Annotated in this window: 28 protein-coding genes; 25 read left to right on the top strand and 3 right to left on the bottom strand. The window is 69.7% G+C overall.

Annotation, left to right across the window (positions count from 1 at the left end; translation table 11 throughout):
- The 13 genes from VGR37_23210 to VGR37_23150 form a co-directional block, all read left to right on the top strand.
- On the top strand, nt 1-759 hold a 759-nt coding region (locus VGR37_23210; protein HEV2150328.1), incomplete at its 5' end, for an N-acetylmuramoyl-L-alanine amidase.
- A gap of 83 nt (nt 760-842) precedes the next feature.
- Nucleotides 843-2,240: an NADP-dependent succinic semialdehyde dehydrogenase gene (locus VGR37_23205; protein ID HEV2150327.1), complete on the top strand. Its 1,398-nt coding sequence runs from the start codon at nt 843-845 to the stop codon at nt 2,238-2,240.
- 79 nt (nt 2,241-2,319) lie between these two features.
- Nucleotides 2,320-2,886, top strand: coding sequence for a thioredoxin family protein (locus VGR37_23200; GenBank protein HEV2150326.1), 567 nt, complete (start codon nt 2,320-2,322; stop codon nt 2,884-2,886).
- On the top strand, nt 2,883-3,518 hold the full coding sequence (locus tag VGR37_23195; protein HEV2150325.1) for a nitroreductase family protein: 636 nt from the start codon (nt 2,883-2,885) through the stop codon (nt 3,516-3,518). Before VGR37_23200 ends, VGR37_23195 begins: the two co-directional genes overlap by 4 nt.
- Nucleotides 3,515-4,207, top strand: a complete 693-nt coding sequence (locus VGR37_23190) for a class I SAM-dependent methyltransferase (protein ID HEV2150324.1) — start codon at nt 3,515-3,517, stop codon at nt 4,205-4,207. The genes VGR37_23195 and VGR37_23190 overlap by 4 nt, the downstream gene beginning before the upstream one ends.
- A gap of 113 nt (nt 4,208-4,320) precedes the next feature.
- Complete coding sequence (locus tag VGR37_23185) at nt 4,321-5,760, top strand: aspartate aminotransferase family protein (protein HEV2150323.1); 1,440 nt, start codon at nt 4,321-4,323, stop codon at nt 5,758-5,760.
- 116 nt (nt 5,761-5,876) lie between these two features.
- Nucleotides 5,877-6,056 (top strand): hypothetical protein, encoded by a 180-nt coding sequence (locus VGR37_23180; GenBank protein ID HEV2150322.1) that lies wholly within the window; start codon nt 5,877-5,879, stop codon nt 6,054-6,056.
- A 222-nt stretch (nt 6,057-6,278) separates the two neighbouring features.
- The gene (locus tag VGR37_23175) at nt 6,279-8,024 is read left to right on the top strand and encodes an AAA family ATPase (GenBank protein HEV2150321.1); all 1,746 of its coding nucleotides are present in this window, start codon (nt 6,279-6,281) and stop codon (nt 8,022-8,024) included.
- Nucleotides 8,021-9,613, top strand: a complete 1,593-nt coding sequence (locus tag VGR37_23170; GenBank protein ID HEV2150320.1) for an ATP-dependent helicase — start codon at nt 8,021-8,023, stop codon at nt 9,611-9,613. The genes VGR37_23175 and VGR37_23170 overlap by 4 nt, the downstream gene beginning before the upstream one ends.
- Nucleotides 9,614-10,047: 434 nt before the next feature.
- The gene (locus VGR37_23165; protein HEV2150319.1) at nt 10,048-11,154 is read left to right on the top strand and encodes an NHL repeat-containing protein; all 1,107 of its coding nucleotides are present in this window, start codon (nt 10,048-10,050) and stop codon (nt 11,152-11,154) included.
- Between the two features lie 208 nt (nt 11,155-11,362).
- Nucleotides 11,363-12,664, top strand: a complete 1,302-nt coding sequence (locus VGR37_23160) for a hypothetical protein (GenBank protein ID HEV2150318.1) — start codon at nt 11,363-11,365, stop codon at nt 12,662-12,664.
- Nucleotides 12,665-12,766: 102 nt separating this feature from the next.
- Nucleotides 12,767-13,048, top strand: a complete 282-nt coding sequence (locus tag VGR37_23155) for a DUF4235 domain-containing protein (GenBank protein HEV2150317.1) — start codon at nt 12,767-12,769, stop codon at nt 13,046-13,048.
- A 59-nt stretch (nt 13,049-13,107) separates the two neighbouring features.
- Entirely contained in the window at nt 13,108-13,581 is a 474-nt protein-coding gene (locus VGR37_23150) for a hypothetical protein (protein HEV2150316.1), read from the top strand.
- A 37-nt stretch (nt 13,582-13,618) separates the two neighbouring features.
- On the opposite strand, the gene VGR37_23145 is transcribed toward VGR37_23150, so the two are convergent.
- Complete coding sequence (locus VGR37_23145; protein ID HEV2150315.1) at nt 13,619-13,951, bottom strand: helix-turn-helix domain-containing protein; 333 nt, start codon at nt 13,949-13,951, stop codon at nt 13,619-13,621.
- Between the two features lies 1 nt (nt 13,952).
- Complete coding sequence (locus VGR37_23140) at nt 13,953-14,297, bottom strand: type II toxin-antitoxin system RelE/ParE family toxin (GenBank protein HEV2150314.1); 345 nt, start codon at nt 14,295-14,297, stop codon at nt 13,953-13,955.
- A gap of 86 nt (nt 14,298-14,383) precedes the next feature.
- Between VGR37_23140 and VGR37_23135 the strand changes: the two genes are divergently transcribed.
- Entirely contained in the window at nt 14,384-15,352 is a 969-nt protein-coding gene (locus tag VGR37_23135) for a YihY/virulence factor BrkB family protein (GenBank protein ID HEV2150313.1), read from the top strand.
- A gap of 13 nt (nt 15,353-15,365) precedes the next feature.
- On the opposite strand, the gene VGR37_23130 is transcribed toward VGR37_23135, so the two are convergent.
- Nucleotides 15,366-15,848, bottom strand: a complete 483-nt coding sequence (locus tag VGR37_23130) for a hypothetical protein (protein HEV2150312.1) — start codon at nt 15,846-15,848, stop codon at nt 15,366-15,368.
- Nucleotides 15,849-16,001: 153 nt separating this feature from the next.
- On the opposite strand from VGR37_23130, the gene VGR37_23125 reads away from it, so the two are divergent.
- The 11 genes from VGR37_23125 (at nt 16,002) to VGR37_23075 (ending at nt 25,727) form a co-directional block, all read left to right on the top strand.
- Nucleotides 16,002-16,748, top strand: coding sequence for an AAA family ATPase (locus VGR37_23125; GenBank protein HEV2150311.1), 747 nt, complete (start codon nt 16,002-16,004; stop codon nt 16,746-16,748).
- 94 nt (nt 16,749-16,842) lie between these two features.
- Complete coding sequence (locus tag VGR37_23120) at nt 16,843-17,307, top strand: hypothetical protein (protein ID HEV2150310.1); 465 nt, start codon at nt 16,843-16,845, stop codon at nt 17,305-17,307.
- Between the two features lie 4 nt (nt 17,308-17,311).
- A complete protein-coding gene (locus VGR37_23115) occupies nt 17,312-18,259 on the top strand; it encodes a glutathione S-transferase family protein (GenBank protein ID HEV2150309.1) in 948 nt (315 codons plus the stop codon).
- Nucleotides 18,259-18,789, top strand: a complete 531-nt coding sequence (locus tag VGR37_23110; GenBank protein ID HEV2150308.1) for a GNAT family N-acetyltransferase — start codon at nt 18,259-18,261, stop codon at nt 18,787-18,789. Before VGR37_23115 ends, VGR37_23110 begins: the two co-directional genes overlap by 1 nt.
- A gap of 312 nt (nt 18,790-19,101) precedes the next feature.
- On the top strand, nt 19,102-20,097 hold the full coding sequence (locus VGR37_23105; protein HEV2150307.1) for a hypothetical protein: 996 nt from the start codon (nt 19,102-19,104) through the stop codon (nt 20,095-20,097).
- Nucleotides 20,097-21,140: an LLM class flavin-dependent oxidoreductase gene (locus tag VGR37_23100; GenBank protein ID HEV2150306.1), complete on the top strand. Its 1,044-nt coding sequence runs from the start codon at nt 20,097-20,099 to the stop codon at nt 21,138-21,140. The genes VGR37_23105 and VGR37_23100 overlap by 1 nt, the downstream gene beginning before the upstream one ends.
- 280 nt (nt 21,141-21,420) lie before the next feature.
- Nucleotides 21,421-22,578: an aminotransferase class V-fold PLP-dependent enzyme gene (locus tag VGR37_23095; protein ID HEV2150305.1), complete on the top strand. Its 1,158-nt coding sequence runs from the start codon at nt 21,421-21,423 to the stop codon at nt 22,576-22,578.
- 31 nt (nt 22,579-22,609) lie between these two features.
- The gene (locus tag VGR37_23090) at nt 22,610-23,245 is read left to right on the top strand and encodes an HD domain-containing protein (GenBank protein ID HEV2150304.1); all 636 of its coding nucleotides are present in this window, start codon (nt 22,610-22,612) and stop codon (nt 23,243-23,245) included.
- A 387-nt stretch (nt 23,246-23,632) separates the two neighbouring features.
- Nucleotides 23,633-24,376 carry a phenylalanine 4-monooxygenase gene (locus tag VGR37_23085; protein HEV2150303.1) on the top strand — a complete coding sequence of 248 codons (744 nt, stop codon included), beginning with the start codon at nt 23,633-23,635 and terminating at the stop codon, nt 24,374-24,376.
- A complete protein-coding gene (gene aroF / locus VGR37_23080) occupies nt 24,373-25,431 on the top strand; it encodes a 3-deoxy-7-phosphoheptulonate synthase (GenBank protein ID HEV2150302.1) in 1,059 nt (352 codons plus the stop codon). Before VGR37_23085 ends, aroF begins: the two co-directional genes overlap by 4 nt.
- The gene (locus tag VGR37_23075; protein HEV2150301.1) at nt 25,428-25,727 is read left to right on the top strand and encodes a chorismate mutase; all 300 of its coding nucleotides are present in this window, start codon (nt 25,428-25,430) and stop codon (nt 25,725-25,727) included. Before aroF ends, VGR37_23075 begins: the two co-directional genes overlap by 4 nt.
- Nucleotides 25,728-25,838: the final 111 nt, after the last annotated feature.

Genomic DNA, 25,838 nt, shown 5'->3' with positions numbered 1-25,838 from the left:
GCCCTGATCCGCGAGCACGCCCGCGAGCTGGGCGTCGGGGGCGCGGACCCCGCGGCGTGGGCGCCCGCCCTGGCGCGGTTCAGCGGGATCGCTTCGGCCGAGGGGCGGGAGAGCTACGTGCACGACGCCGTGCTCCCGTCGCTCCCGGGGCGCTCCACCGCCGCGGGCGCGTCCCGCTCGGCGGCGGTGGACCCATGCGGTCCCGCCCCCACGAACCCGGACGGGTACGCGGGCGCGGTGCAGCGTCCCTCGTCCAGCCACAACAGCCGGCCCTCCGGCGAGACCGGCCGGGTGCACATGGTGATCATCCACACCTGCGAGGGCTCGTACGCCGGGTGCTGGAGCTGGCTCGCCAACCCGCAGTCCGGGGTGAGCGCGCACTACGTGGTGCGGGAGGACGGCGGCGAGATCACGCAGCTCGTCCCCGAGTCGCGGCGGGCGTGGCACATCGGCGCGCGGTACGACTGCTCGCTCAACGGCGGCCACGACTGCGCGCTGCTGAACGGGGTGCAGTCCAACGACTTCACGGTCGGCGTCGAGCACGCGGGATACGCCTCGCAGACATCGTGGCCGGCGGCGCAGATCGAGGCCTCCGCCCGGCTGGTGTGCGACGTGACCCGCCGGCACGGCATCCCCCGCGACCGCTTCCACGTCGTCGCCCATGGGCAGCTCCAGCCGCACAACCGCACCGACCCGGGCGCCAACTGGCCCTGGACCGACTACCTGAACCGGATCGACGCGCACTGCGGCGGCGCCTGACCGGCCCCGTTCCTGCTGCGGAGCGGCGCCCGCCGGGAGCGCGGGACGGAAATCGCAACGGAAAACGGGAGGAGCGACCGAAGATGGCGATCGCGAGCATCAACCCCGCCACCGGGGACACCCTGCGCACCTACGACGCGCTCACGGACGACGAGCTGGAGGCCAGGCTCCGCCTCACTGACCGGACGTTCCGCGCGTACCGGCGGACCTCGTTCGCCGAGCGGTCGCGGTGGATGGCCCGCGCGGCGGAGATCCTGGAGGCGGAGAAGGAGCCGCTCGGCGCCATCATGACGGAAGAGATGGGGAAGCCGATCGGGGCGGCGGTCGCGGAGGCCGAGAAGTGCGCCTGGGCGTGCCGCTACTACGCCGAGCACGCCGAGCGCTTCCTGGCGGACGAGGAGGTGGAGACCGACGCCACGCGGAGCTGGGTGGCGTACCAGCCGCTGGGGCCGGTGCTGGCGGTCATGCCCTGGAACTTCCCCTTCTGGCAGGTCTTCCGCTTCGCCGCGCCCGCGCTCATGGCGGGCAACGTGGGCCTGCTCAAGCACGCCTCCAACGTCCCCGCCTGCGCCCTCGCCATCGAGGACGTGCTGCGGCGCGCCGGCTTCCCGGAGGGCGCCTTCCAGACGCTGCTGGTGGGCTCGGACCGGGTGGAGCGGATCCTGGACGACCCGCGCGTCCGGGCGGTGACGCTCACCGGGAGCACTCCCGCGGGGAGCGCGGTGGCGGAGCGGGCGGGGAAGCGGCTCAAGAAGGCCGTGCTGGAGCTGGGCGGGAGCGACCCCTTCGTGGTCATGCCCAGCGCCGACCTGGAGAAGGCGGCGGCGACCGCGGTGACGGCGCGCACTATCAACAACGGGCAGTCGTGCATCGCCGCCAAGCGCTTCATCGTGCACGACGACGTGTACGATGAGTTCGAGCGGCGCTTCGCCGGGCAGATGCGCGCCCTGCGCATCGGCGACCCGCTGGACCCGGAGACGCAGATCGGCCCGCTGGCGACCGAGAGCATTCGCGACGAGGTGGCGGAGCAGGTCCGCGCCTCGGTGGAGGCGGGGGCGCGGCTGGTGTCGGGAGGGCGCATCCCGGACCTCCCCGGCTGGTACTACGAGCCCACCGTGCTCGCCGACGTCCCGGAGCAGTCCCCGGCGTACCACGAGGAGGTGTTCGGGCCGGTGGCGACGCTCTTCCGCGTCCGCGACGCCGACGAGGCGATCCGCCTGGCGAACGACACCGTCTTCGGGCTGGGGAGCAGCGTCTGGACGCGCGACGAGGGGGAGCGCCGGCGCTTCGTGGAGGAGATCGAGGCGGGGATGACCTTCGTGAACGCCATGGTGGCCTCCGACCCGCGCCTCCCCTTCGGCGGCGTGAAGGAGTCCGGGTTCGGGCGGGAGCTGGCGGACCTCGGGATCCGCGAGTTCGTCAACGTCAAGACGGTGTACGTCAAGGACGAGGCGGCGACCCACCAGCGCCTCACGGAGTAGCCGGGGCGGCGGGGAGGCACGCATCTTCCCGGCGGTCTCCCGGATTCGTCCGCCCTTCCGACCCGAACCGAGAACCGCGATGGTCGCCGTCCACTCCACCATGCTCCCGCTGGGGACCCGCGCCCCCGCCTTCACCCTCCCGGACCCGGAGGGGAACGCCGTCTCGCTCGACGACTTCCGGGACGCGAAGGCCCTGGTCGTCGTCTTCCTGTCCAACCACTGCCCCTTCGTGAAGCACGTGCGCGCCGGGCTGGCCGACGTGGCGGCGCGCTACCGGCCCAGGGGCGTGGCCTTCGTGGGGATCAACGCCAACGACACGGAGCGCTACCCCGCCGACGCCCCGGAGCGGATGGGCGCCGAGGGGTACCCCTTCCCCTACCTGGTGGACGAGACGCAGGAGACCGCGAAGGCGTACCGAGCCGCCTGCACGCCTGATTTCTTCCTCTTCGACCAGGAGCGCCGGCTGGTGTACCGCGGCCAGTTCGACGCCTCGCGGCCCAGCAACGACGTCCCCGTCACCGGCCAGGACCTCCGCGCGGCGATGGAGGCGCTGCTGGAGGACCTCCCCGTCCCCGCCGAGCAGGCGCCGAGCATCGGCTGCAACATCAAGTGGCGCCCGGGGAACGAGCCGGAGTGGTTCGGGTGAGCGCGGAGACGGCCGAGGCGGAGGCCGTCCCCGGCGCCTATCCCGCCCGCCCGGCGGAGACCGCCGTCCCCCTGCACCCGGCCATCGCGGCGCGGTGGAGCCCGTCCCGCTTCGCCGCGGAGGACGAGGTCGGGCGGGACGAGCTGCTCGCGCTGCTGGACGCCGCGCGCTGGGCGCCGTCCTCCGGGAACGAGCAGCCGGCGCGCTGGGTGGTGGTCCCCCGCGGGCACCCCCGCCGCGCGGCGGTGGAGGCGGCGCTGAAGCCCGGGAACGCCTGGGCGAAGCGCGCCGCCCTGCTCCTCGTCTCGCTGGCGAAGACCACCCGGGCGAAGGGGAGCGACCGGAACGCCTGGGCGGAGCACGACCTGGGGATCTCCACCGGCTTCCTCCTGGTGCAGGCCACCGCGCTCGGCCTGGCGGCGCACCCCATGGGCGGGTGGGACCCGGAGGCGCTGCGTGCGGCGGTCGACGCCCCGGAGGACCACCGCCCCATGGCCGTGGTCGCGGTGGGGCGGTACGACGCCGCGCTGGAAGACGAGCGCCTGCTGGAGCGGGAAGCCCGCCCGCGCACGCGGAAGCCGCTGGCGGAGATCGCCTTTCTCGGCGCCGTCGGCGGGGAGCCGGTGGGGTGAGCGGGGGGAACGAGGGCGCCCTGCGGCAGAGCTGGGACCGGAACGCCGCCGCGTGGACGGAGGCGGTGCGCGGGGGCCACATTCCCTCGCGGCGGGCCGGCACCGACGCGGCCATCGTGGAGGCAGTGGCGCGGGCCGGGGGGCGGCGGGTGCTGGACGTGGGGTGCGGGGAGGGGTGGCTGGCGCGGGCGCTCGCGGAGCACGGCTTCGCGGTGACCGGGATCGACGGGAGCGCCGAGCTGGTGGAGCGCGCCCGTGCCGCGGGCGGCGGCGACTTCCGGACGCTCCGCTACGACGAGGTCGAGGCGGACCCCGCGCGCCTCGGCGGCCCGTACGACACCGTCGTCTGCAACTTCGCGCTGCTGGGCGAGACGGTCGCGCCGCTCCTCCGCGCCCTGGCGACGGCGCTCGCGCCGGACGGGCGGCTGCTGATCCAGACGGTGCACCCCTTCACCGCCTGCGGCGACGCGCCCTACCGCGACGGGTGGCGCACCGAGGACTTCGCCGGCTTCGCCTGCCCCTTTCCCGCGGCCATGCCATGGTACTTCCGCACGGTGGGCTCGTGGGTGGCCGCCGCGCGCGCGGCGGGGCTGCAGGTGGTGGAGCTGGACGAGCCGACCGACCCCGACTCGGGACGGCCGCTGTCGCTGCTCCTGGCGCTGGGGCCCGCCTCCCCCCGGCTCTTTTAGGCTCGCTGCCCTCCTCGCCGCATGCTCCCCCGTCCGGCCGCGCATCGGTTCGCCCGGCGGGCGCGAAGCGTTTACATTGGTGGCTCCTTTCCACCCGAGCGAGACGCGGCCGTATGCAAGACCAGTGGCATCCCGACGAGATCGCCCGCATGGGCGAGCAGGTCACCCGCTGGGTCGCCGAGTTCTACGGCGGCCTGGAGACCCAGCCCATCACCCCGGAGATCACCCCGGCGGAGAGCGACGCCCTCTTCGCCGAGCCGCTCCCCCGGTGCGGCGTGGGCTTCGACGCGGCCTTCTCCGAGGTGCGGGAGAAGGTGGTCCCCCACGCGCTGCGGATCCCGCACCCGCGCTACTTCGGGCTGATGAACCCCACGCCGGTGATGCCGGCGGTGTTCACGGAGGTGGTCGTCTCCGCGCTGAACCAGAACATGGGCGCGTGGTCTCACTCGCCCACGGGCACGGCGGTGGAGAAGCGGGTGGTCCGCTGGCTCTGCGACCTGGTAGGCTACCCGGAGCAGGCCGCGGGGACCTTCTGCAGCGGGGGGAGCGTCGCGAACCTGATCGCGCTGCGCACGGCCATGGCGCACCAGCTCCCGGAGTCGCTGGAGGGCGGGCTGCAGGCGCTCCCGGAGCCGCCCCTGTTCTACGTCTCCGCCGAGGCGCACTTCTCGTTCAAGAAGGCCGCCATGACGCTGGGGCTGGGGACGCAGGGGCTCCGCCCCGCGGCCGTGGACGGCCGGGCGCGGATCGACGTGGCGGCGCTCCGCGCGCAGATCCATGCGGACCGCGCGGCGGGGAAGCGCCCCTTCGCGGTGGTCGCCACCGCGGGGACCACCAGCTCCGGCTCCATCGACCCCATCCCCGAGCTGGCCGACCTCGCCGCGGAGGAGGGGCTCTGGTACCACGTGGACGCGGCGTGGGGGAGCGGGGCGCTGGTGTCGTCCACCCACCGCGGCGTGCTGGCGGGGCTGGACCGGGCGGACTCCATCACCTTCGACCCGCACAAGTGGTTCTTCCTCCCCATCGCCGCGGGCGCCGTGCTCACCCGCGACCCGGAGGCGCTGCCGCGCACCTTCGCGACCGACGCGGTCTACATCCCCACGGACGACGACGAGCGCACGGACTTCCGCCGCTGGGGGATCGTGGGGAGCAAGCGGATGGACGCGCTGAAGCTGTGGGTGGCGCTCAAGGCGCTGGGGGCGGAGTGGTACGAGGCCACCATCGACCGGCACATGGCGCTCACGGAGTGGCTGGTGGCGCGGCTGGAGGAGGATCCCGACTGGGAGATCGTGGTGGAGCCGGACCTGAACATCCTCTGCTTCCGCTACCGCCCCGCCGACGTGCCGGAGGAGGAGCTCCCCGCGCTGCAGGACCGCGTGGTGGACGCCGTGGTGCGCGACGGGCGGAGCTGGATCTCGCCCACGGTGGTGGGCGGCGTCCGCGCGATCCGCTGGATGGCGCTCTCCCCTGCGCTGACGGCGGAGGACATGGTGGTGTTCTGGGAATCGATGCGGGAGCTGGCGGCGGGGGTGGTGGAGGCGGGGGTGCGGTAGGCTGCGGACCTGCTTCCGCTTCGGCCGGCGGCTTGCAAGCGTGGAGGAACGGAAACCCTACACCTGCTTGAGACCATGCATGGATACACTGCCGTCGTCCAGCAGAGGGACGCGGAGTGGGTCGGCGGATCGAGGAGGAGGTCCCCGGCGTGAAGTCCCAGGGCGCGACCCGGGAGGAACTGCTGGACAAACCTGCGCTCCGCTCTGGAGGAAGCCTGGAGATGAACCGGGCGGACGACCTGGCTGCGGCACAGGGGGCGCCGTACGAGGAGGTACGGGTGAGTCCCGCCGCGTAATGCCAGATTCTGTGGAACACGTTCGGCACCTGCGGCGGCGCTTGCGTCGCGGGTGCGCGGTGCCGTCGCGTCGGGATTATAGCTTCGTTGCCGGCCGACGCAAGCAATGATAAGGGTGACTTCAGTGGTCCCTCGCTATGGGAGGATGTTGTCTGTTCCGTCCGTAGTGAGTACGTTGGAGCCGTTCACCCTCATATCAGCTCTTCTTGCTAAATAGCTTCCATGAGAATTGCTTCTGTTCGACTCCAGGGATTCCGGAACTTTCGAGATGCTTTCGTCAACTTCAATGAGAAATCCCTTGTCATCGGTTATAACGATGTGGGGAAGACCAATCTGGTTTACGCGTTACGACTACTGCTGGACCGAACCCTCCCTGAATCGGCTCTAGAACCGAGGGATTCGGACTTCTATGTGCACCAACCTACTAACACGTTCAGCATTGACATCCACCTAGTAGATGTCGTGGAGGATTGCCTCGTTTCGCGTTTTGGCGAGTATCTTACTGACGAAGGCGACCTCCACCTCGTCTATGAGGCCTCACGCGACCCGGTTAGCGAGCGAAAGCGCTACGAGGTTAAGGCTGGTCCTGCAGACGCACTGGAAACGTTGTCGGGTCGGTTTTATCTCAAGTACCTCAACCTCCGGGTAGTGGAGGGCAAAAGGGATCTGCTGCGGTTTATCCGAAGAGAGCGGCGGGCGCTATTGGAAGAAGCGAAAGAGGCTCGGACGGTGGATCAGAGAGAGGAGGATGTGCAACTCCTCAAGGAAGTAGACAAACGCCTGAAAGAGGCAAATGCTGCAATTATGAAATTGAACTACGTCGGATCCGCAACGAACACCCTGAACGTGGAGTTGTCAAAGCTTTCCTACCGGCACGCCAGTCACCAACTTGTTTTTGGAACTGGGGGAACTGATTCCGCGGAGTTCGTAGAAAACTTAGAACTGTTATCCCGCGTTCAGAACAGCACAATTGCGGTCGGTGGAGATGGAAGGCACAACCAGATTCAGTTGGCCCTGTGGACCGCACGTAATCAAATCGCCGCGGGCGAACAGGCTGATCCGGAGGAAGTCTCTGTCTACTGCATTGAGGAGCCGGAAGCGCATCTCCACCCTCACCAGCAGCGCAAGTTGGCCGCGTATCTCGCCAATACCCTTGGCTCGCAGGTGATCCTGACAACCCATTCCGCGCAAATCGCCTCAGAGTTCCCTCCGGAATCCCTGATCCGGTTATACCAGAATGACCTAGAAACGGTGGCTGCAGCAGCAGGGTGCTCGGACTTGATCCAGGCTGAAGTCGTGAGGTTCGGTTTCCGGATGAGCATACTTCCGGCAGAAGCTTTTTTCGCGAGCGCAGTCCTGCTGGTTGAAGGGCCCTCCGAACTGCTGTTTTACAGGGCCCTCGCGCGCGCCATCGGTATTGATTTGGATCGGATGAACGTGAGCATCTTGAGTGTGGACGGCGTCGGGTTTGATGTGTACTGCAACTTGCTAACGGCACTTTCCATTCCGTTTTCTGTCAGAACAGACAACGATGTCTTCAAAATCCCGAACGTTAATGCTTATCATTATGCTGGGATTGAGCGGGCGCTTGAGCTGGCAAAACGCTATCGCAGGAACTTTGACCACGGGCGCGTTGTCGATCTAGATCTTCTCCAAGGCTTCGATGACCCACAACAAATTCCCGACCCCAATCGACGGGCCGCCGAGACCATGCGCTCGTTGTTGGCCGAGTACGGTGTTTTTGTCGCCCAGCAGGATCTGGAAAATGATCTATGCTCCGCCCATGCCCCCGTCATTTTCGAATACACCCGCACGCAGACCCACGATGCAGCCGTGCGGAGGATGCAGGGGGCAAAAGCTAACTTCATGTTCTCGTTCCTTCGAATGAAAGCCGAAACCCTCGCGGACCTAGCAGGCTCTCACTTGGCCGCGCCATTGGTTTACTGTCAAGAGCTTGTGCAAGGATGAATTACACGGATGAGCAGAACCAAGTTCTGAAAGAAACTGGCAATTGTGTTATCATTGCAGCCCCGGGGAGCGGCAAGACCGCCACGGTTGCTGCCCTGATCCAGACAAGATTGGAGACACTCCCGACTCACAAGGGTGTCATCGCGATCTCCTACACGAACAAGGCAAGCCAGGAACTCCGTCAGCGCGTCCGGCAGGGAGGTGTTGAGGTGAAGGCCTCGTTTTTCGGTACTGTCGACCGCTTCTTCATCACTGCTGTGGTTGCTCCGTTTGGACGCCGGATCTGGGGCAGACCAATCGGGGATTTGACGGTGTCGAAATTTGCTGAAATCGAGGTGCCTCATTCGCTAACTTTCAGACCTGATCTGGAGGATGCGGATGCCCTCCGGGCATATCAGGACGAATTAGGCGAGTTGTACAAACAAGGTATTATCGTACTCGAGGCAGTCGGGTACCTAGCATGCTATATCCTTAGTAACTCTCTAGCGTGTCGAAAGTACATTTGCGCAAGGTACAGTGACATTGTTATCGACGAGTATCAGGATTGCGGCCGATGGCAGCATGAGTTCTTCTTGTTGTTGACCGAGGCAGGCCTGCGCGGCATTGCTGTCGGAGATCTTGACCAGTCAATCTTTTCTTTTGCAGATAAGTATCCTCGTTTTCTGCGTGAACTGGCAGAGGACAATCGGTTTTCGGCATATCGCCTGACGGTGAACCATCGATGTCATCCTGCGATTGCTCATTATGCTGCCAAGTTCCTGTCGGTCGAACACGTTGTGCCGCCAGGCCAGGAGAGACGGGTTTTTCACGCCCATCTGAACGGTTCCGAACGTGACATCGGCGAATGGCTAAATCACGCCGTGCCGGCCGCAATGAAGCGGTTTGGAGTTGACGACCCGAATAAGATTGGAATTCTGGTGCGCAACAATCGGACGGCAGAGTTGGTCAAGGGGGTGTTGCAGATTCCCTGTCGCCATGCTGTTTCCACAATATTGGACGAAGACAACACCCCGGCGTCCATCGTGTTCAAAAACCTGCTCAACTGGGTTTTCAGCCGCACAGAAACACGGCGGGGCTTTGTTGACGAGTATGTTGACCCGAATGCCCCCAAGATGATGCAGCGAAAGCTCGTTCATCTGCTTTCTGAGTTGCAGGTTGCCGTTCCATTCGATGAATACAACATCGATCGCGTGCTGGAGCTAATGATCCTCATTGCCGAGATTGTCACTGGAAGGAAAGTTCCAAGCCGCGCAGCATCCCGCTTATCAGATATGCTAAAATCAGGCGCCTGGGCCTACTTTATACCTCCGTTCTCCGAGGAGATCCAGCTTATGACTATTTTCAAGGCGAAGGGACTTGAATTCGATATCGTGTTTCATCTAGACCTCTACGAGCATGTGCTCCCTAAGTATAAGAGGGAATCAGAACCCGAGGAGGCTAACCTCCATTACGTCGCGCTCACCCGTGCAAAATCTGCATGCATTCTGTGCTCTAGTACGGTGAGACATAACAGCTATAAGGCTTTGCGTGGCTCTGTCTCGCCGTTCCTTCATCGCGAAGGCTTGAATGAACTGCGCGATGAATGGTAGATATCGACTGCATGCTCGGATCCGGCAGCATGCGAGCGTAGAGGAACCGGAACCGGCACCTGCTTGAGACCATGCATCGCTACAATGCGGTGATCCAGCAGCGGGACGCGTGGTTGGTCGGTTTGTACAATGGTGGTGTTCACCCGACAGTCGCCCCGCCGGGGAGTAGGCCAAGCAGCCAGGGGCACCTCCTCGTCGGACGGCTGTGGGTGGCGCTCAGGCGGTAGGGGCGGAGTGGTACGAGGCCACCATCGACAGGCACATGCTGCTGACGGCGCAGGACATGGTGGTGTTCTAGGTGTGGATGCGTGGTTGGAAGCGCGGGCGCGGTAGGCCGGGCGCGGGGGTCCCGCGACAATGTCGTTGGATCCTCCGTTTCCACGCGTTACCGTGGGTGTGAGCGCTCGCCCTCGCGTCCCTCCACCCGCCGGCCGATGCCCGTACGCCTCCAGTGCCCCGCCTGCTCCGCGCCGCTCGACGTGCCCGACACGCACGCGGCCACCACGCGGTGCCCCTACTGCGGGACCGGCGTCCTGCTGACCGAGCGGTCCGGCCGTATCGAGGCGTCCGTCCTGGAAGGCCAGCGGGGCAGGGCCGCGCCTTCCGCGACGGTGACGTGGGTCATCGGCGCCGCCGTGATCCTGCTGGTGGTCGGCGGCGTGGCGCTGCTGGCGATCCGGCCCGGCGGGGACCCGCCCGCGCCCGACTGGCCGGTGCCGGCCCGCGCCGCCGCTCCGGTGCCGCCGCCGATGCCCGAGCCGCCGCAGTTCGCCGAGCCCGTGCTCCGGTTCGGGAGCGAGGGAGTCGGCGCTGGCCGCTTCACCGACGCCCGCAGCGTCGCGGTGGACGGGCAGGGGAGGATCTACGTGGCCGAGTACTCGGGAGGCCGGGTGCAGGTGTTCGACTCGCTCGGCACCTTCCTCACCCAGTGGACGGCGGACCCGAAGAAGCCGCTGGTGGACCTGGAGGCGGACCGCGGCGGCACCGTCTACGTGGTGCAGTCCGGAGAGGTCCGCCGCTACGAGGGAGCCACGGGGCAGCCGCTCGGCAGGCTTGCCAGCGGGGGGCGTGCCACGTACTCCGACATCGCGCTGGCCCCGGACGGGACGTTCTGGGCGGTGACCTGGCCGCACGACATCGTGCACCTGGGCCGGGACGGCTCGGTGCTGCGGACCATCGACGTCCGCGAGGCGATCGGCGACGACGCCTCGCCCGCCCGGGTGGCGGTGGCGGGCACGGGCGACCTCTTCGTCACGGACCAGCACACCGGGGAGGTGTACCGGCTGGACCGCTCCGGACGCTTCGTCGACCGATTCGGTGGACAGCGGTCCGGGTCGTTCTCCCACGTCGCCGTCGACGGCCGGGGGCGGGTCTACGTGGGCGAGCTCGGCAGCGGGATCCGCGTCTTCGGCATGGACGGCCGGCAGCTCGCCTCCTTCGGAGACGGACTCGTCTTCGGGATCGCCGTCAACGACCGCGACGAGATCTTCGCCGCATTCCGCAACCGCCACGAGGTGGTGAAGTTCCGGCCGAGGGAGTGAGCTCCACTGCGGATCCCCCGCTGGCGATCGGGTCGTTGGGGTGACGCGCGGTGACCACGACGCAGTCGCGGCGTCTAGAGAGTGCACTTCGGCCGCACGCGCCCGAGCTCGAGGGCGCTGGATGCGGGCCCGCGTCGAACCCCCGGGACGTGTCGCCGCGCTAGTCGCCGGCTCCCGGCCGCTACCTTCCTCTACTGCCAACCCCCCCATGAAGACCAGGCTCGCTCTGCTGATCGCTCTCTGCCTGCTGCTGCCGCTCGGAACGGCACGCGCTCAGGTGCCGGCTTCCGCCCCGGCGGAGGGCGCACTGCGCGTCTTCTTCGACTGCAACAGCTTTCTGTGCGACTTCGACTTCTTCCGCCGGGAGATCGACTGGGTCGACTACATGCGGGACCGGCAGGACGCGGACGTGCACGTGCTGGTCACCACCCAGCCGACCGGCGGAGGCGGAACGGAGTTCACCCTGCGCTTCATCGGTCAGAGACGATTCGCCGGACGCGACAACCTGCTGCGCTACACGTCGCGCCAGACGGATTCCGAGGACCAGGTGCGCCGCGGGCTGCTGCGGGTGCTGAAGGCGGGCCTCGTGCCCTACGCCGTGGACACTCCCGCGGGAGAGCGGATCCAGATCGGATACGCGGCCGAGAAGGCGGCGGCCGCCACGCCCGCCGCACCGGTGCGCGACCCGTGGAACTACTGGACCTTCAGTGTAGGCGTGAACGGCTTTTTCAACGGGGAGCAGACGTACAGCAGCATGAACCTGAACGGGTCGGCCTCGGCGAACCGCACCACGGAGGCGCTGAAGATCAACCTGGGGGTGAACAACCGCTACAGCGAGCAGAGCTTCGAGCTGCGCGACGGCCGGACGATCACGAACATCCAGCGAAACTACGGCGTGCGCGGCCTGGCGGTCTGGAGTCTGGGCGCGAACTGGTCTGCCGGGGGTAGAGCGTCGGCCACGTCTTCGACCTTCCTGAACCAGGACCTCGCGGTGCGGATCGCGCCAGCCATCGAGTTCAACGTCTTCCCCTACGCGCAGTCGTCCGAGCGGCAGCTCACGCTGCAGTACTCGCCCGGGGTGAACCACTTCGACTACGAGGAGCTCACCATCTTCGGGGAAACCGAGGAGATGCGCTTCGACCAGACCCTGAGGGTCTCCTACGACGTGAAGCAGCCCTGGGGCTCGATCAACACCTCGGCCGAAGCAGCCCATTTCTTCCACGACCTCAGCAAGAACCGGCTCGAGCTCGGGGGCGGGGTCAATCTCCGGCTCGTCAAGGGGCTGCAGTTCCGAGTCTCCGGCAACGCGGCCCGGGTGCGCGATCAGCTGTACCTGCCGGCGGGGAACCTGCCCATCGAGGAGATCCTCCTGCGGCAGCGGCAGCTCCAGACCGCGTACCGCTACTTCGGCTCGGTGGGACTGTCCTACACGTTCGGCTCAATCTTCAACAACGTGGTCAACCCGCGCTTCGGGAACACCGGAGGCGGTGGAAGCTGCTTCTGCTTCTGAGCCGGCCAGGCTCGCCGGACACCGGTTCCAGCTGAAGAAACCGAACCCGGCACCCATGTTGCTGCACCCGGGCAGATTCGAAACCCGCAACAGGGAGGAGCGGTGAATCTCTCGCGTGAACAGAAGTGGAGGGCCGTCAGCCTCGGTTCGGCCGTCCTCGCCGCGGTGGTGGTCCGGGGCGGAATCCGGGCCGTGTGGAAGGCCACGCGCGACGACGAGCCCCCCCTCGACCCGCTGAGGGAGGACAGCTCGTGGACGGACGCGGTGCTGTTCTCGGTGGCGACAGGCCTGACCGTGGGACTGGCCCGCCTCGGAGCGCGAGCGGTCGCAGCCTCGGCCCTGGACGAGGGGAAGCGCCCGCACCTCCCCGGCTGGACGAGATGATCCCTGCGCCGGGACGCCCTCCCCAGCTCGCAGGCTCCCTTCCCGCAGGAGGCACACGCATGCGCAAGCGCATCATCACCCCGTCTTCGGAACCGGCCTCCACTCCCGAGGACGACTGGCTCGACCTGGAGCAGGTGGCCACGGTCGAGATCACCTCGGAAGATCCCGCGCACCCCGTGGAGTCGGCGCTCCGGCCAGGTCCGGGATCGGGGTGGCGTGCCGCGGGGCCCGGTGCACAGACGATCCGGATCCTCTTCGATGCGCCCCGGCAGCTCCGGCGCATCCGGCTGCACTTCGTGGAGCCCTCCGCCGAGCGCACCCAGGAGCTCGTGCTGCGCTGGTCCGCGGAGGACGGGGAGCCGCCCCGCGAGATCGTGCGCCAGCAGTGGACGTTCAGCCCGGGGGGCGCAACCAGCGAGCTGGAGGACTACCGGGTCGAGCTCTCCGGGGTCCGGGTCCTCGAGCTGACCGTCGTCCCCGACGTCAGCGGCGGGGATGCGCGCGCCTCCCTGGCCGAGTGGCGGCTCGCCTGACGAAAGCGCTGCCGCACGCGCCCGAGCCTCGAAGGCGTCAGGCTGCGCGCGTGCGCTTCTTCGGGGCAATCGCCGCTGCGATGTCCTTCCGGGTCGCACCGGTTGCGAGCAGTCCCCGCACGAGCAGGTCCAGAGACACCGTCGGATCGCTCGCTTCCATCTTCGCCACGCGTGACTGGCTCGATCCGATCCGCCGGGCCAGCTCCGTCTGGCTGAGCCCGTGTTCCGTACGGCGCTCCCGGAGACTGTGGGCCAGGGCGAGCTTCAACTCCACGAAGGCAGCCTCTTCCTCCGAGAGACCGAGGAAGTCCTGGGCGGAGCCCACACTCCAGCCCACCTGCTCCAGGCGCTTGCGCTTGCTCTCGTCCATGCTATCCTCCTCGGGTCAGGTCGTCGTACTGCCGCAGTCTGCGCCGGCAGATCTCGATCACGTGCTTGGGCGTCTGTCGAGTCGTCTTCTGGAAGACGTCCGCGAGGATGATCGCATCTGCATCGGCGCGGTAGACGATGCGCCAGGTCCTGTTCTCGTCTACGATGCGGAGTTCATGGCAGCGTGGGCCGATCCCGGGCATCGGGCGCGAGTGGGGGAGCGAGAGAACCTCACCCCTCTGCAGGCGTCGGAGCAGGACGCCAGCTTCGATCCGAGCGGCGGCCGAAAACGGTGGACTCTTCACCTCGCCGTGCAGCCAGATCAGCGGCTTGTCTGTCGGGCTCATGCTCGAACTTATGTCCGTTATGACATATATGCAAGGCGAATTCCAGCCGGCCCGCGCAACCGAACGAAAGCGCTGCGGGCGGCGGAATGACCGGCGGCTTCTTCGGGCGCGCGGAGCGGTGGGCGCGCGAGCACCCGCTCCGGATCGGTGAGACCCGGCTCACCCTGCTCCTCGTCCGCATCGTACGGAGCTTTCTCGACGTGCGGGTAATGGGGCTGGCGGCCGAGATGACGTACTACGCCCTGCTCTCCGTCTTTCCGCTGATCGGTGCGCTCGGGGCGAGCCTCGGCTTCCTGGAGCGGATCACGGGACCGGAGGCGGTGGAGCAGGTGGAGGCCGCGGTCGTCCTGTCGCTGGATGCGGTGTTCAGCACCGAGGTCACCCGCGACGTGGTCGCCCCGATGGTGCGGGGACTTCTCCAGCAGGAGCGCGCCGGGTTCGCCATCGGCGGGTTCCTGGTCTCCCTCTTCCTCGCCAGCCGGGTCTTCCGCTCCGCGATCCACACGCTGGACCAGGCCTACTGCGTCGAGGAGCGGCGGGGGGTCGTGGCTCTCTGGACGCTCGGCTTCCTCTTCGCGCTCGGCGCGATCGTCACCGCGACCACGGTGCTCGGCATGGTCGTCGTCGGGCCCCTGCTCGGCGGCGGGAGGGCGATCGCGGAGCGGCTCGGCTGGGGCGCGGCGTTCGAGGTGGCCTGGGCGATCGCCCGCTGGCCGACGGTGTTCGTCATCGCGACCGGCTTCCTGGCCGTGCTCTACCGGGTCGGGCCGAACGTGCGGAACACGTGGAGACAGTGCATCCCCGGCGCCCTCTTCGGGATGGCCGCCCTGGTCCTGGTGGCGGTGGGGTTCCGCGTGTACCTGGAGACCACCGGCGTCGACAGCCCGCAGATCCGGGACGCCGACGCAGCGGTGGCCGCGGGTGCGCAGGTGGTCGGCGCCATGCTGGCCGCGCTCCTCTGGCTCTGGCTGAGCGGGATCGCCGTCCTCACCGGCGGCGTCGTGAACGCCGAGCTGAGCCGGGAGCACCACGACATGCCGCCCCGGCAGGTGTAGGCGCCACCCGCGTCTACCACCCGCCCCTTCTGCCGGGGTTCATCCCGCCCCCGCGGTTCCGTCCGGTTCCGCGGTACCCTCCGTGTGAGTCGTCCAGGTCCCCCTGGCGGGGTCGGAAGCCGCTGTCGTATACGCCACGGTAGCGATTGCTCTCCATCCCCGTGAGGCGCGACCGGCCTCCGCGCCCCCCCTGGCCGAAATCGCCGCCGTACCGGGCCTGCCCCGGACCGGGCCCGCCGCGGTACCCACGGTCGTAGCCCCCTCGCCCCCGCCCGGTCAGACCGCTGCGCTCGCCCCAGTTCCCGAACTCGAGGTCCGATCCCGCGCCCCGGCCCTCGCGCCACCCGCCCCGTCCGCGCGGCTCGCTCCGGCCTCCGCGGTTGCCGCGCCCGAAGCCCCCGGCGCTGTAGCCGAACTCCACGTCCGAGTCCCCGTCGTCCAGTCCACCGCCGCCGTACCAGACCCGGTTGCGGGCGTCCCTGTCGTAGCGTGCCATGGTTCCCTCCAGGCAAAGAGTTGGGCGGGCAAGCCGCCGCAACATGCGCGCCCGCCGCGGCGGGGAGGTGTGGCGGACGCACCGTGCCCGGGTTAGATCTGTTCCGGCGTAGAATCCTCCGGGTGCGCCCGCTCCCCTCGCCTCCTGCTCTGCATGGACCCGCTCACCTCGCCCTATGCGATCTACCTCCGCGCGCTGCACCTGCAGCGGGAGGAGGTGCCCTCGTTCGAGGAGTATCCCTTCCACCTTCCGGCGGTGCGGGAGCTGGAGGAGCTGACGTTCACCGCGCCCGTGACCTTCCTCGTGGGAGAGAACGGCTCGGGGAAGTCGACCCTCCTGGAAGCCGTCGCCGCGGCGTGGGGTTTCAACCCGGAGGGGGGGAGCCGCAACCACCTCTTCGCCACGCAGCCCTCCCACTCCGTCCTCCACGAGTACCTGCGCCTGGTGCGCGGCCACCGGAGGGCGGCCGACGGCTTCTTCCTTCGCGCGGAGAGCTTCTACAACGTGGCGACGGAGGTGGACCGGCTCGGGGTGGAGAGCGCCTACGGCGGCCGCTCGCTGCACGAGCAGTCGCACGGGGAGTCCTTCCTGGCCCTGTTCATGGACCGGTTCTACGGGGGAGGGTTCTACCTCCTGGACGAGCCCGAGGCCGCGCTCTCGCCCAGCCGCCAGCTCTCGGTGCTGCTGCGCATGCACGACCTCGTCCGGCAGCAGAGCCAGTTCCTGGTCGCGACGCACTCGCCCATCCTCCTGGGCTACCCGGGGGCGGACATCCTCCTGCTCGACGAGGGCGGGATCCGCCGCGTGGAGTACGAGGAGACGGAGCACTACTTCGTCACGCGCGAGTTCCTGAACCACCGCAGCCGGATGCTCGCCGAGCTCCTCTCCGACGGGGGCTGAGCCCCGCCTCCTCCTCCGGCCCGCTCCTTGCCGCCGTGCACCCCTCCACGCCGACCCGGGCCGGCGGGGAGGAACTCTGCACAAGGAGGATCGCATGGCGCAGGACAGGGACAGGGGGCCGTTCGAGCAGATCGGCGAGGCGGTCGGGGGGGCGCTGGGGAAGGCCGCCGGCCGGGCGAACGACATGGCGATGAACGCCGCGGCGAACGTCTTCGGATCGGCGCTGCAGACGCTGGGGTCGTGGTGGTCCACGCCCGACGCCCAGCAGGCGTCCGGTTCCTGGGGCGAGCCGGAGGACCGCGCCTGGCGGCAGCACCACGAGACCGGGGGCGCGGCCGGCGTGCGGGACTACGAGCGCGCCCGCCCGGCGTACCAGTTCGGGCACCTGGCCGGCCACAACCCGGAGTACCAGAGCAAGCCGTTCGATCAGGTGGAGGCCGAGGTGGAGCGGGCCTGGGAGCAGGTGGGGAGGGAGCGGTACGGAGACTGGTCCGAGGTGCGCGACCGGGTGCGGTACGGCTACACGCACCGGGTCGAGGGCGCGCCCAACCCCACCTGAACGGATGAGCACCCACGCGCAGCTTCCCTCCGAGACCAGCGCGGACGGCCGCTTCGTCCGGCAGGCGTACACCATCCGGGACCGGATCACCGCCGACGGCTCGTCCGGGTTCCCGGCCGAGCCGGGGCGCTACCACCTGTACGTCTCGCTGGCCTGCCCGTGGGCGCACCGGGCGATCATCGTGCGGAAGCTGCTCGGGCTGGAGGACGTGGTCTCCATGTCCGTGGTGGACCCCATCCGCGACGAGCGTGGGTGGGCCTTCCGCGAAGGCGAGGGGCACGGCCCGGACCCGGTGTGCGGCTTCCGCTTCCTTTCCGAGGCGTACCTCCGCACCGACCCGGGCTACACCGGGCGCTACACGGTGCCCTGCATCTGGGACCGCGTCACCGGGCGGCTGGTGACGAACAACTACCCCGACATCACCCTCGACTTCGAGACCGAGTTCCGGGCGTTCCACCGGCCGGGCGCGCCCGACCTGTACCCGGAGCCCCTCCGCGACCGGATCGACGAGGTCAACGCGCTGGTCTACGAGGACGTGAACAACGGCGTCTACCGGGCCGGCTTCGCCACCCGGCAGGAGGCGTACGAGGAGGCGGTGAGCACGCTCTTCGCGCGGCTCGACTGGCTGGAAGCGCGGCTCGCCGGGGAGCGCTACCTGGTCGGGGGGCAGCTCACGGAGGCGGACGTCCGCCTGTTCACCACGCTGGTGCGCTTCGACGCGGTGTACGTGGGGCACTTCAAGTGCAACCTGCGCCGCCTGGTGGACTATCCCGCCCTCTGGGGGTACGCCCGCGACCTGTACCAGCGCTCCGGCTTCGGCGAGACGGTGAGCTTCGACCACATCAAGCGCCACTACTACGTGACGCACGACCGCCTGAACCCCGCGCGCATCGTCCCCGTGGGCCCCCTCGTGGACTGGGACGCCCCGCACGGCCGCGAGCGCCTCGCCTGATGGCGGGAGCGGACGACCTGACCATCCGCGACGCGCGGCCGGACGAGCGCGAGGCCATCCACGACCTCACCCTGGCGGCGTACGCGGAGTTCGCGGAGGTGATGGCACCCACCGCCTGGCGGGGGCTGGAGCAGGCGCTGCGCCGGGCGCTGGCCGCGGAGGAGGGCGCCGAGCGCATCGTGGCGGAGCGGCACGGAAGGCTGGTGGGCAGCGTCATGCTCTTCGCCCCGGCGAAGAGCGCGTACGGCGGCGGCGTGGACGCGGTCCCCTGGCCGGAGCTGCGCCTGCTGGCCGTGGCACCCCAGGCGCGCGGGGATGGCGTGGGCGCGGCGCTCGTGCGCGAGTGCGTGCGCCGGGCCCGGGCGTCGGGCGCCCGGGAGCTCGGCCTGCACACCTCGGAGAGCCTGAAGGTGGCGATGCGGATGTACGAGCGCATGGGCTTCGTCCGCGCCCCGGAGCACGACTTCCAACCCCCCGGGGCCGAGCTCGTCCGGGCATACCGGCTGCCGCTGGACGACGCAGGGGCTTGACCACCCCGCCACGCGCGGTTATCGTCCTGCAGTAGCTCAGAACTGAAACGATTTTCACCGCGAGCCGATGCGCACGCTCCGCTCCACCTGCTGCATGTACATGTGTCACACCGGTTCTCCCGCGGGAGAAGCGGCTGGGCGCGCATGCACGGACCAGGTGGACGTGTAAGCAGAGCGAGACTCGCAGCAGTCTCCGAGCCCGGCCCTCTCCCGCGAGAGGGCCGGGCTCTTTCGTACCGCGGGACCGCCGGCAGCGCGAGGTGCGCCGAGCCGGGCCCGCGACACACCAGGCACCCGAAAGGAACGCGCCGCATGCCGATCACGCCCGAGCGCCCCATCGCCGTGTTCTACGAGCACCCCGACTGGTTCCGCCCGCTCTTCGCGGAGCTGGACCGCCGCGGCACGCCGTACGTGAAGCTCCACGCCGGCAGCCACCGCTACGACCCCGCGGAGGTGCCGCCCTACTCGCTGGTCTTCAACCGGATGAGCCCCTCCGCGTACCTCCGCGGCGGCGGGAACGCCATCTTCTACACGCTGTCGTGGCTGGATCACCTGAAGCGCCACGGCGTGCGGGTGGTGAACGGGTACGACGCCTTCGTCACCGAGACCTCCAAGGCGCGGCAGCTCGCCCTGCTGGAGGAGCTGGGGCTCCCCTACCCGAAGGCCCGCGTGATCGACCACCCCTCCGAGGCGCCCGCCGCCGCCGAGGGGCTGCGCTTCCCGGTGGCGGTGAAGCCCAACATCGGCGGGAGCGGGGCGGGGGTGCGCCGCTTCGACTCGCCGGAGGAGCTACGCGCCGCGGCCGAGGGCGGCCTGGAGCTGGGGATCGACTCGGTGGGGCTGGTACAGGAGTTCATCCCCCAGGAGGAGAGCCGCATCGTGCGGGTGGAGGTGCTCGGGGGCGAGTACCTGTACGGGATCCGCATCTACACCCCCGGCAACTCCTTCGACCTGTGCCCCGCCGACGTCTGCCAGCGCGTGGACGGCGTGGAGCTGGACGCCGCGATCTGCGCGGTGGACGCGCCGAAGCGCGGGCTGCGCGTGGAGGGGTATGAGCCCCCCGCCCAGGTCCGCGCCGAGGTGGAGCGGATCATGGCCGCCGCCGGGATCGAGGTGGGCGGGATCGAGTACATGGTCGACGCCCGCGACGGGCGGCTCTACTACTACGACGTCAACGCGCTCTCCAACTTCGTGGCGGACGCGCCCAACGTGGTGGGCTTCGACCCGTTCGCGCGGCTGGCCGACTACCTGGAGCGCGAGGCCGCCGCGGCGCTCGCGCGCTCCGCGGCCGGGAAGGAGGCGGCCTGATGCGCTTCGGATACTGGCTCCCGGTCTTCGGCGGGTGGCTCCGCAACGTCGAGGACGAGGGGATGGAGGCGAGCTGGGACTACGTCCGCCGCCTGGCGCAGCGCAGTGAGCGGATCGGCTTCGACCTGACCCTGGTCGCCGAGCTGAACCTGAACGACATCAAGGGGGTGGACGCCCCGTCGCTGGACGCGTGGAGCACCACCGCGGCGCTCGCGGCGGTGACCGAGCGGCTGGAGATCATGACCGCCGTCCGCCCCACCTTCCACTCCCCCGCGCTGCTCGCCAAGCAGGCCGCCAGCATCGACCGCATCTCCGGCGGGCGGCTGGCGCTGAACGTGGTCTCCTCCTGGTGGGCCACGGAGGCGAAGAAGTACGGGGTCCACTTCGACCAGCACGACGACCGCTACGCCCGCACCTCCGAGTGGCTGGACGTGGTGGACGGGATGTGGAAGGAGCCCGTCTTCTCGTACGAGGGGAAGTACTACTCGGTGGACGAGGCCATCCTGGAGCCCAAGCCCGCGCGGAAGCCCCGCCCCGTCCTGTACGCCGGGGGCGAGTCCCCCGCCGCCAAGGACCTCATCTCGCGCAAGTGCGACGCCTGGCTCACCCACGGCGACCCGCCGGAGACCATCGGCGCCAAGGTGGCGGACATGCGCGAGCGCCGGGAGCGCCTGGAGCTGCCCCCCATGCGCTTCGGGGCGGCGGGGTACGCGGTGGTGCGCCCCACGGAGGCGGAGGCGGCGCGCGAGGTGGAGCGGATCACCGACGTGCGGCAGAGCGCCAAGGGGTTCGCCAACTACCGGGACTGGATCGACAACACGCAGCTGGAGCAGCGCGTCTCGCTGGAAGACTACTCCGTCTCCAACCGCGGCCTGCGCTCCGGGCTGGTGGGCACCCCCGAGCAGGTGGCGGAGCGGATCCTGGAGTTCGAGCGCGCCGGGCTGGACCTGCTGCTGCTGCAGTTTTCCCCGCAGCACGAGGAGATGGAGCGGTTCGCGGAGGAGGTGATCCCGCTGGTGAACGGGGCCTCCGTGCTCGGTTGAACGGCTGGGTTCGGGCGTGCCCCCGGCTGCGGCCCCCTCACCCCCCGGCCCCCTCTCCCCCGCAAGCGGGAGAAAGGGGGAGCACTTCAACTGCCGTTCGGCACCCTCGCGGAGGTGGCCGCAGGGAGGGGGTGGGGGTGGTCGGAGGAAAAAGCCTTGTGTCCGAGCGTAGCGAGTTTGGCTTTTTCCGGAGACTACCCCCGCCCCCGACCGCCCGCGCGACACATCCACGGCCCCGCCCGGCCGTGACAGCCGCCGCGCGGGGGGCTATCATGTCGCCATGCTCACCTGCCAGAAGACCCGGTTCTCCCTCCCCGAGGGGCTGCACTACCTGAACTGCGCCTACATGGGCCCGCTCTCAGTGCGCGTGGAGGAGGCGGGGATCGCCGGGATCCGGCTGCGGCGCGACCCCACCTCCATCGGCCCGGCGGACTTCTTCGCCGGGGCGGAGGGGGTGCGGGAGCGCTTCGCCCGCCTGGTGAACGCCCCCGACCCGCGGCAGGTCGCCCTCGTCCCGGCGGTGTCGTACGGGATGGCGGTCGTGGCGCGGAACACCCCGCTGCGCGCCGGCCAGAACGTGGTGGTGGCGCACGAGCAGTTCCCCAGCAACGTCTACCCGTGGCGCCGGCTCGCCGCGGAGAGCGGCGCCGAGGTGCGCGCGGTCGCCCCGCCGGAGGGCGCGGAGCGGCGGGGCGAGCGGTGGAACGCGCGGCTGCTGGAGGCGATCGACGCCGGGACCGCGCTGGTGGCGCTGGGGAACGTGCACTGGGCGGACGGCACCCGCTTCGACCTGGAGGCCGTGGGCGAGCGCGCCCGCGAGGTGGGGGCGGCGCTGGTGGTGGACGGCACCCAGTCGGTGGGCGCCCTCCCCTTCGACATGCAGAGGGTCCGGCCCGACGCGCTGGTGTGCGCCTCGTACAAGTGGCTGATGGGGCCCTACGGCATGGGGGTGGCCTGGTTCGGACCGCGCTACCTGGACGGGGCGCCGCTGGAGGAGAACTGGATCAGCCGGGAGGGGAGCGAGGACTTCGCCGGGCTGGTCCGCTACCGGGACGCGTACCAGCCCGGGGCGCTGCGCTACGACGTGGGGGAGCGCTCGAACCCCGTCCTCCTCCCCATGCTCTCCGCCGCGCTGGACCAGCTCCTGGAGTGGACCCCGGAGGGGATCCAGGCGTACTGCCGCGCGCTCACGGCCGAGCTGGTGGAGGAGGCGCGCGCCCTGGGCTACGGCGTGGAGGACGAGCGCTGGCGGGGCGCCCACCTCTTCGGGCTCCGCGCCCCCGCCGGCGTGGAGCTGGCGCGCGTGCAGGAGGCCCTGGCGCGCAGGCGGGTCGCCGTCTCCGTGCGGGGCGCCTCGCTGCGCGTGGCGCCCAACGTCTACAACGACGCCGCCGACGTGGCGGCGCTGCTCGACACGCTGCGGGAGGCCGCCGCGTGAGCCGCACCCCGTGCAGACAGTGCAGGCACATATGAACGGACCCGAAGACACCGGCCGCATCGCCCGGCAGCTCCGTTTCGTGGTGGAGATCGACCGGCTCAAGACCGTGCTCCGGCAGACGCTGCTGACCGACGCCTCGCGGCAGGAGAACAGCGCCGAGCACTCGTGGCACCTGGCGCTCATGGCCGCCCTCCTGGCCGAGCACGCCGGGGAGCCGGTGGACGTCGCCCGGACCATGAAGATGGTGCTGGTGCACGACCTCGTGGAGATCGACGCCGGGGACGCCTTCTGCTACGACGCCGCGGCCAACGTGGGGAAGGAGGAGCGGGAGCGGCTCGCCGCGGAGCGCGTCTTCGGCCTCCTCCCCGCCGGGCAGGCGGAGGAGCTGCGCTCTCTCTGGGAGGAGTTCGAGGAGGGAACGACCCCCGAGGCGCGCTTCGCCGTCGCGCTCGACCGCCTCCAGCCCCTCCTCCAGAACCTCCACTCCGGCGGGGGGAGCTGGCGGGCGCACGGGATCGCGCGGGAGCAGGTGCTCCGCCGCATGGACCCCATCCGCGTGGGCGCCCCGGCGCTCTGGCCGGTCGTCCTGGAGGTGGTGGAGCAGGCCGTCGCGGCCGGTCACCTCCGTGCGGCCGAAGGCCTTGACGGGGCGGCCCGCAGCCGCTAGCCTCCAGTCCATGAACACGCGCACCTGCCTCGTCGCCGGCCTTTATTATCCCGCCCCCCGTGATCCGGGCCGGCGGTGGAGGCGCATGCGCGGCTGACGCGCGACGACAGGCAGCTCCGCACCGCACCAGGCGGCCCGTGAACTCCACGGGCCGCCTTTTTGTTTTACCCGTACCCGTCCACGACCGATGCGCCTTTCCGAGGATCGCAGTGAGGGCATGCTTGACTTCTGGCACGAAAGGGCCTACAGTAGCCGAGCCATGCGGATATTTTGCGACACACACCACAAGAGCGTTTTCATGCCGCGGACCGTTGCCAACGGACACGGCCCCGGGGTCCCCGCCCGCGGTCGCTCGTGGGCTCTTCACCTGTCTTCCAGGAGGCCAGCATGACCGGATCCGTTGCCACCGAGCCGTCCATCTTCATCGAGCAGCACTGGGACGCCTACACCCCGGAGGAGCACGGCACCTGGGGGATCCTGTACGAGCGCCGCATGAAGGAGCTGCGCGAGACCGGGAGCCGCGTCTTCCTGGAGGGCGCCGAGGCGATCGGGCTGCGGCGCGACATCGTCCCCGACCTGGCGGACGTGAACCGTCGGCTGTCCGCCCGCACCGGGTGGCGCTCCGTTGCAGTGGGCGGCTTCATCCCGGCGCGCGACTTCTTCGCGTGCCTCGCGCAGCGGATGTTCCCCACCACCATCATCGTACGGCCGCGCGAGCAGCTGGAGTACCTGCCGGAGCCGGACATCTTCCACGACGTGTTCGGGCACGTCCCGCTGCACGCCGACCCGGTCTTCGCCGACTTCCTTCAGCTGTTCGGCCAGGTGGCGAGCCGCGCGCGGAGCGAGGAGGAGATGACGCGCATGGCCCGGCTCTTCTGGTTCACGGTGGAGTTCGGGCTGGTGCACGAGGAGGGGCGGACAAAGGTGTACGGGAGCGGCCTGATCTCCTCCATCGGCGACGCCGCCAACGCGCTGGGCCCCCGCTGCGACCGCCGCCCCTTCGACCTGGACGCGGTGATGGACCAGCACTTCGAGATCGACCGCTTCCAGGACGTGCTGTTCGTGGTGGACTCGTTCGAGCAGCTCTTCCAGGCCGTCAAGGACGCCGAGCGCAGAATGGAGGCCGCATGATTATCGTCACCCGTCCCGACATCACCAACGCCGAGCTCGACGGCATCCGCGAGCGGGTGGAGGCGTACGGGCTCCGCACGCACATCTCCCGCGGCGAGCTCCGCGTGGTGGTGGGGTGCATTGGCGACGAGACCGCGCTCTCCCAGGCCGCCCTGCGCGTCCTCCCCGGGGTGGAGTCGGTCACGCCCGTGCAGAAGCCCTACAAGCTCGCCGCGCGCGAGTTCGCGGCCGCCTCCAGCGTCATCCGCGTCGGGGACCGTCCCGGTGCCTCCGTCGGCGGCCGGGAGCTGGCGGTGATCGCCGGCCCCTGCTCGGTAGAGGGGCGCGAGATGCTGGACGAGACCGCGGACGCGGTCCTCGCCGCCGGGGCGGGGATGCTGCGGGGAGGCGCCTTCAAGCCGCGCACCTCGCCCTACGCCTTCCAGGGGCTGGGGGAGGCCGCGCTCCGCCTCCTGGCCGAGGTGCGCGCGCGCACCGGCCTCCCGACCGTCACCGAGGTGATGGACACCCGGCAGGTGGAGCTGGTGGCGGAGCACGCCGACGTTCTGCAGGTGGGCGCGCGAAACATGCAGAACTTCGCCCTGCTCTCGGAGCTGGGCCGGGTGCAGCGTCCCATCCTGCTGAAGCGGGGGCTCTCCGCCACCGTCACGGAGCTGCTCATGGCGGCGGAGTACGTGATGTCGCAGGGGAACCACGACGTGATCCTCTGCGAGCGCGGGATCCGCACCTTCGAGACGGCCACGCGCAACACCCTGGACGTGGCGGCCATCCCGGTCCTCAAGGCGGAGACGCACCTCCCCGTCCTCGTGGACCCCAGCCACGCCGCGGGGCGGGCCGACATGGTGGCCCCGCTGGCGTTCGCGGCCGTGGCGGCGGGGGCCGACGGCCTGATCGTGGAAGTCCACCCGTGCCCGGAGAAGGCGCTCTCGGACGGGGACCAGTCGCTCGGCCCGCGCGCGTTCGCGGAGCTGATGCGGGCGCTGCGTCCCTTCGCCGCGGCGGCCGGGCGCACGCTCCCGGAGACCGGCCATGACACGGCACGAGAGGCGGCATGAGCCCCGCGGCGAGCAACGATTCCGGCGGGCCCGATCTGCCACGGCTCCGCGAGGAGATCGGGCGGATCGACCGGGAGATCATCGCCCTGGTGGCGGAGCGGGTGAGGCTCGCGCGGGAGGTGGGGAGGGCGAAACGCGCCGCCGGCCTTCCGACGCTGGACCCCGCGCGTGAGGCGGCGGTCGTCCGGGCCGCGGGCGCCCTCGCCCGCGAGGCGGGGCTCGTGGACGAGGAGATGCGCACCCTCTTCTGGCATCTGATCGGGCTGTCGCGGCGCGCCCAGGTGGAAGCGGAGTGAGCGGCTCGCCGCCGGACACCGCCGCCGTGCTCGGCCTGGGGCTGGTCGGCGGCTCCCTCGCCCGCGACCTGGCCCGCCTCGGCGTCCGGGTGCTCGGGCACGACCGCGACC

The sequence above is a fragment of the Longimicrobiaceae bacterium genome, from assembly GCA_035936415.1.
Classification (GTDB): Bacteria; Gemmatimonadota; Gemmatimonadetes; order Longimicrobiales; family Longimicrobiaceae; genus JAFAYN01.
Note: the sequence above shows the minus strand (reverse complement) of the source record. Positions and strands in the feature narration are given on the sequence as shown.